The sequence below is a fragment of the Jeotgalibacillus proteolyticus genome (assembly GCF_050107735.1).
Classification (GTDB): domain Bacteria; phylum Bacillota; class Bacilli; order Bacillales; family Jeotgalibacillaceae; genus Jeotgalibacillus; species Jeotgalibacillus proteolyticus_A.
Window position 1 is genome coordinate 15,472 of the sequence record NZ_JBNILO010000004.1, and the last position, 17,766, is coordinate 33,237.

Annotated in this window: 15 protein-coding genes; 7 read left to right on the forward strand and 8 right to left on the reverse strand. The window is 41.3% G+C overall.

Annotated features, from left to right (window positions below; genetic code table 11):
* The first annotated feature begins 119 nt into the window (after positions 1-119).
* Positions 120-1,193 (forward strand): branched-chain amino acid aminotransferase, encoded by a 1,074-nt coding sequence (locus tag ACQCT8_RS07625; RefSeq protein WP_426869912.1) that lies wholly within the window; start codon positions 120-122, stop codon positions 1,191-1,193.
* Positions 1,194-1,369: 176 nt separating this feature from the next.
* Here ACQCT8_RS07625 and ACQCT8_RS07630 read toward each other — a convergent pair whose 3' ends face one another.
* Positions 1,370-2,449, reverse strand: a complete 1,080-nt coding sequence (locus ACQCT8_RS07630; protein WP_426869914.1) for a saccharopine dehydrogenase family protein — start codon at positions 2,447-2,449, stop codon at positions 1,370-1,372.
* A gap of 273 nt (positions 2,450-2,722) precedes the next feature.
* Between ACQCT8_RS07630 and ACQCT8_RS07635 the strand changes: the two genes are divergently transcribed.
* Entirely contained in the window at positions 2,723-2,911 is a 189-nt protein-coding gene (locus ACQCT8_RS07635; protein ID WP_278241226.1) for an aspartyl-phosphate phosphatase Spo0E family protein, read from the forward strand.
* A gap of 434 nt (positions 2,912-3,345) precedes the next feature.
* Here ACQCT8_RS07635 and ACQCT8_RS07640 read toward each other — a convergent pair whose 3' ends face one another.
* Positions 3,346-3,966, reverse strand: a complete 621-nt coding sequence (locus ACQCT8_RS07640; protein ID WP_426869917.1) for a hypothetical protein — start codon at positions 3,964-3,966, stop codon at positions 3,346-3,348.
* A 260-nt stretch (positions 3,967-4,226) separates the two neighbouring features.
* On the opposite strand from ACQCT8_RS07640, the gene ACQCT8_RS07645 reads away from it, so the two are divergent.
* Complete coding sequence (locus ACQCT8_RS07645) at positions 4,227-4,781, forward strand: TVP38/TMEM64 family protein (protein WP_426869919.1); 555 nt, start codon at positions 4,227-4,229, stop codon at positions 4,779-4,781.
* Positions 4,782-4,942: 161 nt separating this feature from the next.
* Here ACQCT8_RS07645 and ACQCT8_RS07650 read toward each other — a convergent pair whose 3' ends face one another.
* A complete protein-coding gene (locus ACQCT8_RS07650; protein WP_426869921.1) occupies positions 4,943-5,806 on the reverse strand; it encodes an STAS domain-containing protein in 864 nt (287 codons plus the stop codon).
* Between the two features lie 233 nt (positions 5,807-6,039).
* On the opposite strand from ACQCT8_RS07650, the gene ACQCT8_RS07655 reads away from it, so the two are divergent.
* Positions 6,040-6,378: a thioredoxin family protein gene (locus ACQCT8_RS07655; protein ID WP_426869923.1), complete on the forward strand. Its 339-nt coding sequence runs from the start codon at positions 6,040-6,042 to the stop codon at positions 6,376-6,378.
* Between the two features lie 63 nt (positions 6,379-6,441).
* Positions 6,442-7,011, forward strand: coding sequence for a DUF6944 family repetitive protein (locus tag ACQCT8_RS07660; protein WP_426869925.1), 570 nt, complete (start codon positions 6,442-6,444; stop codon positions 7,009-7,011).
* A 137-nt stretch (positions 7,012-7,148) separates the two neighbouring features.
* On the opposite strand, the gene ACQCT8_RS07665 is transcribed toward ACQCT8_RS07660, so the two are convergent.
* The 3 genes from ACQCT8_RS07665 to ACQCT8_RS07675 form a co-directional block, all read right to left on the reverse strand.
* Positions 7,149-7,973 carry an SDR family oxidoreductase gene (locus ACQCT8_RS07665; RefSeq protein ID WP_426869926.1) on the reverse strand — a complete coding sequence of 275 codons (825 nt, stop codon included), beginning with the start codon at positions 7,971-7,973 and terminating at the stop codon, positions 7,149-7,151.
* 106 nt (positions 7,974-8,079) lie between these two features.
* Positions 8,080-9,684 (reverse strand): ABC transporter permease, encoded by a 1,605-nt coding sequence (locus ACQCT8_RS07670; protein WP_426869928.1) that lies wholly within the window; start codon positions 9,682-9,684, stop codon positions 8,080-8,082.
* Positions 9,684-10,604: an ATP-binding cassette domain-containing protein gene (locus ACQCT8_RS07675; RefSeq protein WP_426869930.1), complete on the reverse strand. Its 921-nt coding sequence runs from the start codon at positions 10,602-10,604 to the stop codon at positions 9,684-9,686. The genes ACQCT8_RS07670 and ACQCT8_RS07675 overlap by 1 nt, the downstream gene beginning before the upstream one ends.
* 169 nt (positions 10,605-10,773) lie before the next feature.
* Between ACQCT8_RS07675 and ACQCT8_RS07680 the strand changes: the two genes are divergently transcribed.
* On the forward strand, positions 10,774-11,358 hold the full coding sequence (locus ACQCT8_RS07680; RefSeq protein WP_426869932.1) for a TetR/AcrR family transcriptional regulator: 585 nt from the start codon (positions 10,774-10,776) through the stop codon (positions 11,356-11,358).
* Between the two features lie 46 nt (positions 11,359-11,404).
* Here the strand turns inward: ACQCT8_RS07680 and ACQCT8_RS07685 are convergent, their stop codons facing one another.
* Positions 11,405-12,148 (reverse strand): SDR family oxidoreductase, encoded by a 744-nt coding sequence (locus ACQCT8_RS07685; protein ID WP_426869934.1) that lies wholly within the window; start codon positions 12,146-12,148, stop codon positions 11,405-11,407.
* 381 nt (positions 12,149-12,529) lie between these two features.
* On the opposite strand from ACQCT8_RS07685, the gene ACQCT8_RS07690 reads away from it, so the two are divergent.
* A complete protein-coding gene (locus ACQCT8_RS07690) occupies positions 12,530-16,213 on the forward strand; it encodes a chitobiase/beta-hexosaminidase C-terminal domain-containing protein (protein ID WP_426869936.1) in 3,684 nt (1,227 codons plus the stop codon).
* A gap of 75 nt (positions 16,214-16,288) precedes the next feature.
* Here ACQCT8_RS07690 and ACQCT8_RS07695 read toward each other — a convergent pair whose 3' ends face one another.
* Positions 16,289-17,764, reverse strand: coding sequence for a methyl-accepting chemotaxis protein (locus ACQCT8_RS07695; RefSeq protein ID WP_426869938.1), 1,476 nt, complete (start codon positions 17,762-17,764; stop codon positions 16,289-16,291).
* Between the last annotated feature and the right edge of the window lie 2 nt (positions 17,765-17,766).

The window sequence follows — 17,766 nt, forward strand, 5'->3', positions numbered from 1 at the left end:
GTGTGGCAATTTAAATTTTCTGTTTTTTTAAAGAGAAAGACTTTCAAAATTAGGAGGTTGTGTGTAGAATGATTCAAATAACGCTCACCTAAATTGATTGAAGAGAAGGAGTCCTGACGATGAAAACAAAAGAACTGGAAATTGTAAAAAGTACAGCATTAAAAGATAAGCCATCAAGGGACCAGATTCCATTTGGGACAACCTTTACCGATCATATGTTTACGATGAATTGGGAAGAAGACAAAGGCTGGCATGAACCAAAGATCGGACCTTATGAACCGCTTACTCTTGATCCTGCTGCCATGATCTTTCACTATGGACAAACAGTATTTGAGGGACTGAAAGCCTACCGGACAGAAGATAACCGGATTTTGCTTTTTCGCCCGGAAAAAAATGTTCAGCGTTTAAATTTATCAAGCGAGCGTCTCAGCATACCGCCGGTTGAAGAAGATCAGTTATTGGACTATTTGACACAGCTTATTCAGTTAGAACAGGACTGGGTGCCCTCTACAGAAGGAACCTCTCTTTATATCCGTCCATTTATCATCGCTACAGAACCAAATCTGGCGGTGGGACCGTCAAAAGCGTATACCTTAATGATTATTCTTTCTCCTGTGGGCTCTTATTTTCCAGGGGGAATTGAACCTGTAGTCATCAACGTTGAAGATCAGTTTACAAGAGCGGTCAAAGGCGGAACGGGTATGGCTAAAACAGCAGGCAATTATTCCTCAGGCTACCAGGCCCAGGCCAGTGCTAAAAAGAAGGGCAATGCTGATGTGCTTTGGCTTGACGGAGTGCATAAAAAATATATTGAAGAAGTAGGCAGCATGAACATCTTCTTTAAAATAAAAGGAGAAGTGGTCACTCCTGAATTAAATGGCAGTATTCTCAAGGGAATTACGCGAATGTCCATTATCGAGCTGCTGAACGAATGGGAGATTCCTTTTGTCGAACGAAGAATCTCGATCGATGAGCTGTATCAGGCTTATGAGGACGGGTCAGTCGAAGAGGTATTTGGAACAGGTACGGCTGCCGTTATTTCCCCTGTGGGCGAATTAAACTGGCTGGGGAAAAAAATGGTGATCAATAATCATCAAATTGGCGAGCTTTCACAAAGGCTGTATGATACTATTACAGGCATTCAGACCGGTAAAATAGAAGACCGCTTTAATTGGACCGTTGAGGTAAAATAACTGCCGTTAAAACTCATGTTTTTCGCTTGTGCTGCAAGTGTCTCGTGCGTTTGAAAAATGTCTTCGCCTACCTAATCAATTTTACTTAAAAAGCCTGGGACACCCATGTCCCAGGCTTTTTGGCTGATTTACTTCGTTTCTGGCGTGCGTTCCGCTTGGTCGGAACTTAGGAAGATTTAATTAAGCTTTTCATGCTCGACCTCAAATGATCCGCAGCCCGGAAGTTCTTCAATCAGCTTTGAACCGAACAGACCAGCAGGTGTAAAACTGCCGCCTGCTGGATTGGCCTGCCCGAGAATCCGGCTGGCAACTTCCAATGCCCCTGATGCTGTAAGACTGTAAACGTTTGGCGTCTGGATCCGAACCGTGTACTGTTCTCCTGAGTCGTTTCTGGCTTCTCCCCAGATATATGCAGGAGAGGTGTCGCGTGAGTTCTCATCCGGACCACTTACACGTTTGTCCACCAGATGCAAAAGTCCGTTTTGTACTGGCCTGGTCCCAAGAAAAGGTCCAAAAAAGCTCATAATGCGTGCAGCCCGTATGTTCGAAGAAGGCATAGGAATCCACGTGGTGATTGAAGGAATCCCTGTGGTATGATAGGCAGTTGACACGTCTCCCCACGGAATGGCTATAGCTGTCTTTTTTCCTCTTCCAAATTCAATCGTCCGTTTCTTTTTACCTAATGGAAATGCTTGAATTTCAGTATCCTTCCTTTCCAGGCTTCCTGAAGACAGCCCGCGAATCATGGTCTTAACCGTTCCAGGGGAGATGCCTGAATCAGAGTCAAAGCCAAGCGAAAGTTGAGTAGCATCCGGCAGCAGCTCCTTCAGCTTTAAAGCTGTGCAATCAGTTGGAATGACATCAAATCCAACGCCTGAACAAAGAATCACGCCTGCTTTTGCTGCCCGCTGTGACTGTTTTATTGCATGCGTATGCTCAAATACCTCTACTTCACCGGTTATGTCAAGGTAATGGGTAGCAGAGAGCAGGCAGCCTTCGATCATAGGAGCACTGGTGGACTGAAAAGGACCTGCGCAATGAAGAACGAGATCAATGCCGGTAAGATGCTCTTTAATTAGTTTAGGATCATCTAGTGAAAAAACACGGGTTTCCAAATTTAATTCCTCAGCAAGAGCATGAAATGTTTCTCTTCTGCGTCCTGCAAGAATGGGTGTATGACCATTTTTAACGGCCAGCCTTGCAATTAATTCGCCTGTATATCCGCTCGCCCCGTAAATCATCCATGTCTTTTTCATTTTCTTCTCTCCATTCTTTTACTAGAATATTTGCAGCAGAAAACTCTCTCGGCAGTTGAGAGAAAAAATAGCATAAATACTATTAAAAGCTGGTTAAAGTCTCCTTTTTTATGATATATGCACATTCAAATGTTACAAGTTTGTGAATTTTTTTAAATCAGCCGCAGTTCGACAACTTTAGTAAAAGAAATATCTTATAATCATTTTTGTGTAAATACAAAAGAAAATTATTCGACGATAGAATTACATAGAATTCATATGGAGGTGGTAGAAATGACTAGGACACAAAACGTATATCAACAATATATATTACTAAAACAAATTAACCAAAAGCGAGTAGATATGTATAATAAAGCAGCTAAACTGGGCTATACAAATCACCATGTCGTACAATGCAGTCAGGAGCTTGACACACTGTTGAACCAATATCAAGACATGTTTTTATACCATGAAGTAGTTTAGTCATATGGTGCTCTTTCCCTTTTACTAGATTATTCACACATCTATTTGCAGTAGAAGAATTGAAAAAATCACAACAAAAGACGATGAGTACAATTTGATATTTGCTAAGAGGACTGTATCTAATAAAAGGCTGCTTTAAAACTAAATTTCTAAGCTGAAACGAATAGTTGATTGACCTTAAAACGTTTATATAAGGTTTTTTTGTGGATCCGTTCAATGATATGAGGAGAGTAAAATATATTCTAAAAGATTATAGATTCCTTAAACAAACCTTTTTAAAAGATTTCCGGGCAGCATTTGCAGGAGCGTGTTGGACAGGGGGTATAATTTCTATATGAGTATTGAATCGTAAGAATGAAATGGTCCCCCTTCTTTTTTAAAACAAAAACACCGCCTTCATAAGGCAGTGTTAAAGTTACCCTTTAGTTCAACAGCTATTCACCATTTAGTTCCTGCTGCAGTCCATCCTTATCATTAAACGCAATCTCCGCTATTTTCCCTTCTTCCGGCATGTTTGCTTTTCCCTCAAAATGATAGTTCTCTGTTTCGCCCTCTTCATTTTCATAGTTCACTTGGAAAGTAAAATGATACAGAGCAGAGTGATTTTCACTTTGAGTAATCTCTATATCAAATGGATTCATTTTGAAATTACCATCATACCAGCTATAGGTAAAAGCAGAACCGGTCGAGAGAAACGTCTCATATCCATTATCCGTAAAATATTGTCCATATTCAGCCTCTTTATAGGCTTCAAGTTCTTGATAAACAGGTGTTTCCATAAATTCATCAAATTCTTCCTGGTCCTTCAAGGATTTTTGTGCCTCCATTGCTGCAGCATTTAATTCCCTGAATGTATCGTCTGGCGCATTGAATACTTTTTCGATTACCGTCTGAATAGTCTCTGGATTTTTATCCGCTGCTTCTTTTGTTTGTGCTGCCTCGCTGCTGTCAGCTGCCCCGGTGATTGAACAACCGGCAATGATAAGACTAAGAGCCGCCAATAGCAAAATAGTTAACATTTTCCCCATGATTAAATCGTTTCCTTTAGCAAACATAATGATTCCTCCTTTTTAAAATTTGGAATTTTCATGCTTTATAATGGTGTATAGTAGTATTACGAGCAAGTTTTTAAAAAGATTCAATTTTCTTTCAATTCATGCGAAATACGGAAATTGCACTATTGACGAAATGATGAATATAACGTTTATTTTGAATTATGAGGTTTTTTTAAAAATAAACTTTAACTGTCTCAATAGAGGGAAGACAAAGGGTAGTTTCGGAATGAGTACTATTTTATACAGATAGGAGTGGTCATATGGATCAGTTTGATCAATCCTTAGAGGTTTTTATTGAATCTGCTGGTTGGCTGGCGCCAGTTCTTTTTGTTTTACTTCATGTTTTACGGCCATTTTTCTTTTTACCGGTCATCGTGGTGTGTATAGCAGGGGGCGTGTTATTTGGTTTTTTAGAAGGCTCATTGCTATCGTTCATCGGACTTTCCTTGATGAGCTTATTATCGTATTTGTTGGTTCATAAATTTCCGGGTTTTAAAAAGAAGCTGACCGGGCTCAAATACAAAGTATTTAAAGATCGAAAAGTCACTGTATCTCAGGTAATGGTGCTGCGGATCATGCCCTTCGTTCATTTTCATCTTTTATCTCTGTACTTAATCGAAATGTCTGCATCTTTTAAAGAATACATGTATTTTTCTTTATTAGGGCTGATTATGCCGGCTGTCTTTTATACAGCATTTGGACAAGTGATTACAGAGCTTCCCTGGTATTTAACGATTGTGCTGCTGTTTGTTCTTATCGGTATCTTTCAGATTCTTGGCAGGATGAATAAATCTCAGATGCAATCAAAGGTGTAAAAGGAGAATAGAGCGAGTCTGGCGTAAATCCAATGGGGGTTAAAAATAAGGAAATGATCCATCCAATCCACAAAAACCTGAATACTTATCAGGATAAATATTTAGATCAGCCGCCATACATGCTCAAAAATCTTGAGTGTGCGGCGGCTTATTCTAATTATTTACTGCTCATCTTTTTCCATCAGGTAAAATCCAATGGAAGCAAGAGCGGCCTCTAAATTACGAACGATTTCGGTATCCAGTGTTGAAAGCTCCTGGCCATTGTTCATATCGTATTTCGCAATTTCAGGTGATATTCCTGTAACAATGGTTTGAATGCCCATCAATTGAAGAGATTTCACAAGATTGATCAATACATTTGGAAAAATACCGTCTAAAATAATTAAGCCCGACAAATCAATAATAAAGTGGTGAATTTGCTGGCTGCTCCCGTAATCAAGAACGGATTGAAGGATTTTCTGTGCCCGGTTTTCATCAATAATTCCCTGGATGGACAGAATGGAAATACCTGTTGTAATCGGAATGATCGGGACAGTCAGGAATCCCATATTATATGTAGTTTGGTCTAATTCAATGGTGTGAGCCAAAACCTCCGCCATCGCATGCAGATAATCTATATCCGCTTGACTGAAGTCTTTTTCTTCTTTATCCATTACACAAAGAGTGCCAAATACTTCGCCCTGCAAATTTCGCAGTGTAACACCTAAAAACCCTTTAACATTAAGCTGAGGGGTAACCTCTAATTCTTTTGTTACTTCATTGCTCATAAGGTTTTCGGTAGTCATAGCACTTTCCGGATCCGCAATAATCAAGCGGCAGTATGTGCCATCGTATTCAACAGAGTAGCCCTCCGGAATAATTTCATCCTCTTTATTAAAGGAACTAAGCACTGTCATCGCGCTCGAGCCTTTTTTTGTAACATAGGCTGTGTTTACATCCAGGCGCTCACAGATAATCGTAAAAATTCTCTTGGAGGCAGTAATCAAAGAAGCATGGTCTGATGATACATTATATGGAATGGACAAAACGTTTAACCTCCTAAAAAACGGTACTCTATTTAGTATAAAGTTGTTTTTAAATTCATGCAACGATATGACATCTCCACTACGATGACCTAATCAGCGTAAATGAGATGAATTGGAAGGTAGAAGGAATTATTTCTCTGAAACAATCCATAGTACTAAACGTACATGAGTCCCTTAATAAAGGTATCATTTTCTATAGCATAATTTTTAAAAAAGAAGTGGAGTGATTTATTTTGAGACAAGCAATTAAACTAACGTCTTTTCAGGAAGCAGAAGCTGCTATTGCAGGTGAGAACGTCCTGCTGATGTATTTATCAAAAGAGAACTGCAGCGTCTGTCATGCTTTATTGCCTAAAGTTCAAGGGGTGATGGATACCTTTCCAGACATAAAATTTTACCATGCTGATGTGGGGAAGGTTAAAGAGATCGCTGGCCAGTTTTCAATTTTCACTGTGCCTGTTCTCCTTTTGTATGCAGAAGGGAGAGAAGTGTTGAGGGAAGCCCGCTTTATCAGAATAGAGGAGTTGACAGAAAAACTTGAAACGATCAATGCCATGTATCATGCAGAATGAAATGAAAGTGTTCCCTTTTTCAGAAATTGAATAAACTAACTAAATAGAGAGAGGGGGATCTGCTTGGATAATCAGTTCAAAGAAGTTTTTGGGGCTGCCATCGCAGCAGTTGGCACGATTATTTCAGCAGTGGGCAGTACGCCCTCTCTCCCTCTGCCTGAGAACAAGAAAGATGCCTATAATCTATGGGGGAATGTTTTGCAAGCCTCTGGCAATGCTCTTGAGGCAGACGGACAGGAAGGGCCTTCACTTGAAAAAACAGGAAACGAACTTCAGGCTGTGGGAAACGTGACTGTTATTGCAGGGCTGGTTCAGGTGAGTGATGAAATCAATAATGCGAGGCTTGTCAATACGGGGAACTGGATCCAGGCATTAGGGGGCCTTGTTTCTTTGGCAGACGAGGTTTCTGATGGTTCTGCACCCGGTCAGGCTGAAGCCATCATTGGAAATCTGCTGCAGGCAATCGGTAACTCAATGCAGGCAATATCGGGTATATATGAGTTGAAAAAATCAGGGGATCAACCAATGTCTGAGAGTATTTACTACGAGCAAATGGGCGTATATGGGAGCTGGATTCAAGCAGTGGGTTCCGTTCTTTCGTTGCTGGGACAAATAAAAGAAGAGCAGCAATGAGGCTCACATAAACCGGGTGGATTATTTAACCAAAGTCGATCTCATTTGGTAGAAGGTGAGTGGAAAGCGATCACCTGAAACGCTAAAAGAGCCTGGGATCTATTTGTCCCAGGCTCAAAAATGGAAGCATATCTGATTTACTTTGTTCCTTTTTTCCATTCATCTTCTTCGATCAGCATTTTACCAGGCCACGTATAAGCCATGATGCCGCCATCTGCTTTTATGTCTTCTCCAGTTACATATGAGCTGTCATCAGATGCCAGAAACAAAGCGACAGTTGCCATTTCTTTTGGCTGACCGAGTCTGCCCATTGGGGTTATCCATTTATTCGCTTCCCGGAATTCTTTTCCCATTTTTTCCTGCTTGCTGCCGACAAGTTCGTCAATCAGCGGCGTTTCGATAGTTCCTGGGGATAGAGAATTTACACGGATGCCATTTCGTGCATAATCAATCGCCATGCCTTTTGTAAAGTTGATAATCCCGCCTTTCGCTGCATTATATCCTGACCGGTCCAGATCAGCCGCGTGGCCGGACATGGAACCATTATTAATAATGGAACCGCCTTTTTCAAGCATGAACGGAATCAGGTACTTACTGCATAAAAAGGTCCCGCGCAAATCTACTGCCATAATGCGATCAAATAATTCTACAGGATATTCATGAACTTTTCCGCCTTGTTCATCGACTCCGGCATTGTTAAACAAAACATCTATTGTTCCGTACTTCTCCTTTAGACGGTCAGCAAACGCTCTAACACTATCCTCACTCGATACATCCACATCAAATGCTTCTGCGTTTCCTCCGGATAACTGGATTTTTTCAATCGTCGATTGCAGTTCTTCTGTTTTAATATCTGCACAAATGACGGTCGCACCTTCATTGGCAAAAACCTCTGCGGTTGCCTGGCCGATTCCTGTTGCAGCACCTGTGATAACAGCTGTTTTATTCGAAAGTCTTCCCATTGATAACTCCTCCTATATTTACTTTATACAAGAACTTTCCCTTCTTGTGAAAGAGTAAACATAGTCGCAGCGCACTCGCATTGGGGCTGCTATTAAAAAGGATCCATCACCCTATACTGTCACGGTTGCGATAACCGGCAAAACCGCCTGCAGAAAGGACGGCAGCTGTGAAAAAGAGAAGCAGGACTGCTGTCAGGTCAAACTCCTCCATCGGAATTTGAGGGACATGTCCAAATGGAGAAAGATTGCTGAGCCATTCCGGAAACTGCATCATCCCTCCCAAGTAAACGATAAAAAAGGAGTATGCCAAGTAGAACAGGGAAAGACTTGAGAGAGCCGGAAAAAAACCAATTAAGAAAATGGCTGTTCCAATCATCACCCAGATCGCAGGTAGATAAACGATTGCTCCTTTGAAGAGGGAGTAAAAGGATACAGGATCCTCCATCGTTGAATAGGCGGCACTCCACAATCCTGTTACTGCCAAAAGAACCATCACAAAGCTAAAGAAAAAAGAGAGTATAGCATAACTGCCAAGCAGCTTCCACCTGGATACGGACCTTGCCAGAAGGTGCTCGGTTCGCCCTTGTTTTTCTTCTCCTTTTACTTTCAGCATGAAGAGTAAAGCGGGAACGGTGCAGATCATTGATATAACGGCCATGATCATCGTCAAAAATTGTTCTGTGAGTGATAAGCCTTCGACGGCAGGAAGCATTTCGCTCATCATATCACTACTTGCAAAAAAGGCTTCCAGGTCTCCCAGGACCGAGCCATAGGAAACGCCTAACAGGTACATGCCGATTGCCCAGGAAATAATGCTTGTGCGCTGAAGGCGAAGGGATAACCCGAGCGGACTAAGTAATCCAATTGAAGCATGCTTCTTCCCCGGCTTTGATGGTAAGAATCCTGATCCCACATCCCGCAGCCGGTTCAAGTATAAAGCGCCAGCAGCAATAAAAATTGAAATTGCACCGGCAAGCACAACCGGCCACCAATCATTGACCACATAAGCTTTCGTTCCTGTTGCCCACCCTAATGGTGAGAACCAGGACAGCGTTTCATTGCTGACATCACCAATTGCCCGCAGAATGTACGAGATACCCAGGATGGCCAAGGAATAGCCCACAGCACCTCTTGAATGTTGAGAGAGTTGTGCAAATAGAGCAGAAACAGCAGAAAAGAAGAAACCGATAGACCCCAATGCAGCTCCATAAAGCAGTGAACCGTTTAAGTCAATGCTCTCAATTCCGAGGCTGTATAAACCTATTCCAATGAAAAGAGCGAGCAGCACGTTTGCCGCAAGCAAAACCAACATGGCCGCTGCCAGAGAAGAAGCGCGTCCTACCGGCAGTGAACGGATGAGTTCAATTCGTCCTTCTTCTTCATCTGTTCTTGTATGCCGTACCATAAGCAATATATTCATGATCGCAACGAGTATCGCTGAGAATAAAAGCATTTGATGGGACATCATTGCGCCAATTGTGTAATGATCGAGACCATATCCCGGTCCCACCATCGCGGTCATTGCAGGGTTTTGCATCGTTTCCGCCAGCGCCTGTCTTTCTTCTTGAGATGAATATAAATCCGAAAAGGAAAAAGCTGTGATCATGGTAAGAAACCATAATGAAAGGACCCATACCGGTAACCGCAAACGATCTCTTTTTACAAGAAACCAGATCATGCTGCCTGTCTTGTGAAATTCTTCTTTCCACATTATGAAACGCCTCCTGCTCCTTTTTTTGAAGCATCTTTATTTACTTCGTAATGCTTCATAAATAGATCCTCGAGTGTCGGAGGGGAGCTTTCCAATTTCATAAGTCCAAACTGGCTGATATGCTTGATCACTGAATCAAGTGCTTCAGAGTCAATTTGAAAAGAAAGGGCGCCATGTTCATTTGTTTCGATATCATAAACCCCATGCATTTCTTGCAAATCTGTTATGGAATGCTGCGTTTCAACCAGGAGCTGAGTGCGCGTCAAGTGCCGCAATTCTTCTAAGGTTCCTGATTCGATAATGGCTCCTTGCCGAATAATCGCGATCTTGTCACAGAGTTTTTCTACTTCAGAAAGAATGTGGCTCGAAAGGAGAATGCTTTTGCCGGCAGCCTTTGCTTCAAGGACGCATTCTTGAAAAACATTTTCCATTAATGGATCAAGCCCTGAAGTAGGTTCATCCAATATATATAGATCTGTCTCTGAAGCGAAGGCCGCAATCAGTGCAGTTTTTTGGCGGTTCCCCTTGGAGTACGTACGGCATTTTTTGGACGGGTCAAGATTAAAACGCTGAATAAGCGCATCCCTCCGGCTTTTATTTGATCCGCCACGCAGCTTCATAAACAAATCGATAACCTCGCCGCCTGTCAAATTCGGCCACAAATTTACGTCTCCAGGAACATAAGCGACCTTAGAGTGAATCTCGACTGCATCCTTCCAGACATTACGGCCGAAGATCTGCGCCTCTCCGGAAGTTGGTTTGATAATTCCGAGCAAGATTCGGATCGCTGTGGATTTTCCTGCACCGTTTGGTCCAATAAACCCAACGACTTCACCCCTTTTTACCTCCAGGTCCACGCCGTTTAATGCAGTGAATTTGCCAAACTTCTTTGTTAAATTGCTTGTACGAAGTACCGTCATTTGAGAGCCTCCTTTAGATACTGATAGACCTTATCTATAAAAGATATAAAATATTTGTACTTATATAGTTCATAATATACAAAAAAGAAGCTTATTACAATAGATTATGAACTATATTAATTGTTTTATTACATAATTTTTATTATGATAAAAAATAGAGGTGAGTAAGATGGATGGTTTTCAACGAAGAAGAGAGCAGAAGAAACAAAATATATTAGAAGCAGCCTTGCGTCTTTTTATGGATTTTGGCATTCAAAAAGTCTCGATTGCTGAAATCGCAAAAACAGCGAAGGTTTCTCAGGTAACGATTTATAATTATTTTGACAATAAACATAAACTTATTCACGATGTCTTTATTTATTATGTTGATCAGTCGTTTGAAAAATTTGAAATGATTATTAAAAGTGAAGCACCATTTCATGAGAAAATTCAACAGATTATTTTTAACAAGCAGGCAGTTGCCTCACAGCTAAATGAAGAATTTTATCAGCATCTTATGCAGGAATATTCAAAAGAAGGAAACTACATAGAGAGGATTTACAACGAAAAAGCGGTTCCTTATTTTTCAAAGCTGTTTCAGGAGGGGAAAGAGCAAGGGTATATTGATCAGGACCTATCGAATGAAGCGATTATGTTTTATGTGCAAATGCTGAAGGACTATGTTCAGCGTGAGGATGTCTACGCAAAAATTTTGCCGCTTACTGAAGAAATCACGAATATTTTCTTTTATGGAATTGTCGGTAAAAAGGAATGAAAAAAGCCAGTCCCTTTAAGCAAAGGGCGCTGGCTTTTTAATTATTTTACCATTCCTGCACAGTCGGACGAACAAGAATTTCATTGATGGCAACATCAGCCGGCTCTTCAATGGCAAATGCGATGGTGCGTGCGATGCTGTCAGGATTTATTGCTTCATTATATACTTCGTCAATGGAAGATTTTACATCTTCATCTGTAATTGTTTCTTTTAGCGGTGTTTGTACTGCTCCTGGTGAAATAATGGTTGCACGGATATTGCTTTCCTTCGATTCTTCCAGACGGAGTCCCTCAGTAATGGCGCGAACCGCAAATTTCGTCGCGCTGTAAACAGAGCTCCCTGGTGCAATTTCATGTCCCGCAACAGAAGAGATATTAATCACATGGCCTTCCTTCTTTTCTCTCATGTAAGGAAGAACAGCTGCAATCCCGTTCAGCACGCCCTTAATATTTACATCAATCATGGTATTCCATTCATCAATTTTTCGTTTGTTCAATAAAGATAGTGGCATTAATCCTGCATTGTTTAACAGGACATCTACTTTGCCGTACGTTTCATTAGCGTATTTAGCAAGAGCATCTACTTCTTCAACAGAAGTCACATCCGTCACCTTATAGATGGCTTCTCCGCCTTCTTGTTTAATCGATTCCTGAAGGTCTTTTAACTTGTCCTCACTTCTTGCTGCCAGAACCACTTTGGCTCCTTTGCTGCTAAGCAGTTTAGCCGTTTCTTCTCCGATTCCGCTTGAAGCCCCTGTAATAATGACAACTTTTCCTTGTATATTAGACATTCTAAAACCTCCAATTTCAATATCCCGATTAAGCGATCTTAAAAGGGTCTTTTTATTCTAAAGGAAGGTAGGGGGGTGAAAGCAAGGAATCTGTTCTTTGGAGATGCTTTGCCACACTAAAGGGGCCTGGCCCCTTTAGTGTGGCAAAGCATTTACAAGCTTTTAACACAGATCTTCTTGACATTAGACTTCATAATTCTAAAGAATTAGTAATTGTTTTCATTGTTGTAAATTTAGTGTTAAAAGAACCAGGAAGAATCAAGCAATGAGGAAGTTAGTATTAATTATTCGTAAAATTTTCCATTGTCTATGGTGAGAGAAGAACTATTCTTATAACATAGTAGATGTTCGAATATCTTACTATGGAGGTTGAGTGCAAAGATGAATCGTGTCTCAAAGCAAGTTGCTCGTTTGGTTGTACTTGTTATGATTTTAAGTCTTCTGACTCCTTTTGCTTCTGTATCCAGAGCAGTTGCAACCGTCACGGAAACGTTTGATACCCTTGATTTGTCAGGTTCCAGCTACGTTGATGGATCCTTTACCGGAGTCAATGGAATCGATTGGACATATACAGGAGGACGGATTTCCAACAGCGACTCATCATTTAATATTGATGGGAATGGAATTATGTTTCGTGATGCTGGAAAAGGAATTGTATCCTCTCCAATTGAAGGGGGAATCTCCTCTTTAACAGTGGACACGAAAGCAGCATTTACCACAACAAATGCGCGTCTGCTGGAAGTGTATGTGAATGACGAATTAATTGGTACAACAGGCAATGTTCTTGCCGGAGAAGGCCCGTCGACATTTACATTTGACAATCTGGATGTTGAAGGTCCTTTTACTTTGGAATTTAAAAAGGTGCAATCGAATTCTCAAATTGTACTGGATAATATCACATGGTCTTCTAATGATGCAGACCCTACGAAAGTTTCAGCTGTTCAGGCAAGCATTCCAAGCGGCCAAGTGCTTAAAGGGGAAAGCGTTTCTTTTTCAACCTCCACACCGGATGCTGAAATCTACTATACGCTAAATGACGGAGAAGAAATGCTTTATACAGGTGCCATTGAGATTAATGAAGATGCTGAATTTGAGGTTTATGCCAAAGCAGATGGTCTTGATGACAGTGAGATGGCGACCTATACATACAATGTGGTTGAAGCCTCTACCATTCGCGAAGCAAGAGAACAGGATACAGGCAGCACCGTTTCTACGCAGGGAACTGTAACGGCAGTTTTTGCACAAGGCGGAGCCAATAATATCTACATGCAGGATGATGAAGCAGGAATTGTTGTGCGTTCTGCTGCTCAGCCTGAGCCTGGTGATGTTATTGATGTATTGGGTGTACTTGAAGATTATAATGGACTGGCACAAATCAGTGCAGCTCAGGAAGATGTAACGGTTGCAGGTCAGGAAGAAATCCCTGCCGCTGTTGAAATTCCTGAAGAAGGGCTGACAGAAGAATTAGAAGGAATGCTGGTAGAAGCCTCTACTGTTGCAGTCGAGTCTTTTGCAAGCGGAAATTACAATGGTGTGGATGAAAACGGCAACCCAATTGTCATTCGTCCTGTTGATCCTGAAATAACACTTGATACTGACAGCACATATGAATCTGTAACAGGAGTGGTTGGAGAATTCAGAGGAACGTATCAGCTCGTTCCAAGAACAGCTGCTGACGTTGTGTTTGATTCAAATCAGGTAAGTCTTGTTCAAGCAAGTCCAGCAGGCGGATTCGTAGCCTCAGGTGACGAAATTACATTAACAACGATGACTGAAGGTGCAGAGATCTATTACACTACGGACGGATCAGATCCTTCAACATCCAGTGAGAAATATTCAGGCGGCGTTGAAATCTCAGAAGACACTACGCTAAAAGCGATCGCTGTAAAAGATGGGATGACGCCAAGTAAAGTTGTTGAATTTAACTACATTATTCAAAAAGATGAAATTCGAATTCATGATATTCAAGGTGCGGACCACTATTCTGACTATGAGGATTTGGCAGTAGCGGATGTGCAGGGTGTAGTTACCTATGTCGTGAATGGAAATAGCTTTTATATGCAATCGATTGAACCAGATGAAGATCCACGTACATCTGAAGGGATACTCGTTTATCGTCCGAGTCATGGAATGGCAGTTGGAAATCATGTGAAAGCAAGCGGTACGGTAATGGAGTACTTCGTAGAAGGGTATGATGACCGTGCGCAAAATGACCTTCCTATTACTCAAATCAATGCTTCTGCAGTAGCGAAGGAAGCGGATTCTGTCGAGTTGCCGGAACCGGTTGTGATCGGCGGACCGGATGGTATTGAGGTTCCTACTCAAATTATTGATAATGATAATTTGACAGCATTTGAACCTGAGGAAGATGGAATTGATTTTTATGAAAGTATTGAAGGAATGCGGGTAGAAGTAGTAGAAGGCACAGTCAGCGGGCCTCAAAAATATGGAGAGCTTGCAGTAATTACTAACCGTGGGGATGAAGTTTATTCCCGTGCCGGCGGTGCCATTTTAAAAGAAGATGATTATAATCCTGAGCGGGTTACGCTCGATGTTAACGATGAAAACCTGGTTGCTAAAACGGGTGATGAACTGGCAACACCAGCCTCAGGCGTAATGAGCTTCGGATATGGTAAGTACAAAGTGCTGGTTGGAAACGGAACTGCACCGACATTTAGCGATGGAGGTCTTGAGCCGGCAGCTACAACGATCGTTCCAAATGATGAGGAACTTTCAGTGGCTGCGTACAATATCGAAAATTTCTCAGCGAATTCTTCAGCTACTAGCGATGAAAAAGTGACAAGAATCGCCCAGTCATTTATCACCGACCTGAATTCGCCGGACATTATTGGATTAACAGAGGTTCAGGACAGCAACGGTCCAACAGATGACGGAACTGTATCAGCATCGGAAAGCTATCAGCGTTTAATTGATGAGATTGTGCGCCTGGGCGGACCGGAATATGCCTACACAGAAATTGCACCTGAGGATAAACAGGATGGCGGGCAGCCGGGAGGCAATATCCGAAATGGCTTCCTTTATAATCCTGAACGGACAGAACTAACAGAAGGAACAGCCGGTTCAGCTACAGAAGCGGTTGATTACGTGGATGGAAATTTAACATTAAATCCAGGACGTATTTCCCCATCTAAATTTGTAGATACACGAAAATCACTTGTTGCAGAGTTTGACTTTAAGGGAGAAGAAGTGATTGTCATCGTTAATCACTTAAATTCAAAAAGTGGGGATCAGCCTCTTTTCGGGCAAAATCAGCCTCCATTCTTAGGCAGTGAAGCACAACGGGTTGAACTTGCAACAATGGTGAATGGGTTTGTTAAGGATATTAAAGAGCAAACACCGGATGCCAATGTAGTGGTGCTTGGAGATATGAATGATTTTGAATTCTCGGCTCCTATAGAAGCACTTAAAGGGGAAGAACTGACGAACCTGGTTGATGGAATTGAGAAGGAAAGACGATATACGTACAACTACGAGGGCAATGCACAAGTGCTTGATCACATTCTTGTGTCGAATAACCTGAAGGATCGTTCTCAGTTTGATATTGTCCACATTAATTCTGATTTCATGGAAGAACATGGAAGATCTAGTGACCATGATCCGCTTCTTGCTCAAATCAACCTGGCAGACGAAGTTGAACCAGATCCAGATGAGCAGAAGATCATTAATCTAAGCGATTATAAAGACAAGCGCGTTATGATTTTTGAAAACGACGTTAAAATTGTCGCAGATAAGAAAAGCAAAGTGAAGGACATTACGATCCGCGGAACGGACGTTACATTCTCCGGAAAAGGTTTTAAAGAAATTGATGTCACGCTGCATCCGAGACTTCCTGGATCAGAATATGATTTTTCAGGTGACAAAATGAAGAAAGTCGAAATTAAGCATAAAAATGTTTCTGTTGTAAAAGGGGCTGAAAACATTCAAAAGCTTGAAGTCAAAGGCGGAGCTAAAAAAGCAGACGTTCAATACTTTGATTCAGAAGGCAATGAAATCAACCCATTTATTAAAAAGCCTGGCAAACACAAAAGACCAAAAGCATCATAATCTTGAGATCTTTCGTTAGCTAAAAAAAAGAAGTCCAATCGGAGTTTAGTTATCCGATAGGGCTTCTTTTTTGCATTAGCGATCCTCTAAGATCTCATTGGCGCTTTGCGTGGTGTTAGCCATCGCGACGGCAATTTTTCTATTATCATCTGTCAGATTTTCAACGGTCGCGTTCATTTCTTCTAAATTCGCACTTGCCTCTTCTAAGATCGCCGCTAATTCAGCTGTGGACTGCTCAACCTCTGTACCAGTATTTACTACATGTAGAGAGATTTTTTCAGTCTCTTGAAGATTCATCGTTATTTTTTGGAAGATGGAAGTAAGCTGCTCAAAGTACTGAACAATATGAGCTGAAGAGTCCAGCATGCTTGTTACTTTTTTCTCGCTGATTTCCATTTTATTTAGGGTAGCGCTGTTATCCTTACTGACCTGGATTAAATTCTTCGTAATGCTTTCTGCTGTCCGGTTTGTGGTTTCCGCTAGTTTGCGTATTTCTTCCGCAACAACAGAGAAACCTTTCCCCGCCTCACCGGCACGTGCCGCTTCAATGGATGCATTTAAAGCAAGAAGATTGGTTTGTTCTGAGATTTGCTTAATGGTGTCAGAAAAAGAGTTGGTTTCTTCTATTTTTTCACTTAGCTGATAAAACGTATGATTTAAATCTGAAATAAACGAGTGAATCTCCTGAACATCCCGGTTAAATAAAGAGACTTTTTCCTCACCTGAAGAAGTAACTTCCTTCGTCTGTTTTGCTTCCAACGACAATTCATTCATAAGCCCCTGAAGTTTGTGCATGACTTCCCGTGAAAGGCTTGCATTGGTAGAAATGTTGGTAATTTGTTCGCTTTGCTGCAGACTGCCAGCGGATACTTCATTCAAGCCGGCTCTCATTTCATTTTGTGCGATTAAATTATTTTGAATCCGTTCATTCGTATCTGTCACGCCTTGAAGGATAGATTGCACCCGTACCTGAAGCTTTTCCTTTTGAAGCTTCTGTTCTTCCGCATTTTCTTCTGCTGCAAGAATTAGATTTTTAATCTCCCTAGCAGTTGAACTGTTTAAATGGATAAGTACAATCAGGATCAGTCCTGAAAGAAGATACGTTAAAAAGATAGTAGGGATGTTCGCTGCAATCGATTCGGTTTCTTTTGTCCCGAATATCAGCGTCAGGATAAGTGTGGCAAGCCCCAAACTGTACCCGATCGCAAAGATTTTTTTGTTGAATTGAACAACTGAAAAAATAGCCAAAAAGATCGTAACTAAGATAACCGTCCAGCCCCCGCCAGCTATAAAAATGCCGGTCATCGTAAATAAATTAACCAGAATGACACTGATGTAGGGGAAAACAACATATTTCTTCAATACTTTCTGAAAAATCACATAAGCCAAAACGAAAGTGAAGATTTCAGCTGAAAATAAAAGAATCGTGCTCATTTCTTTTGAGGCGATTGATTTTAATAAGGCTAATACAAGAGAAATAGAAAAAGCACTGAACATCAGCAGATTTTTCTTTTTATAATCTTCCTCCAGCATGTGTTGAATTTTATGCATGT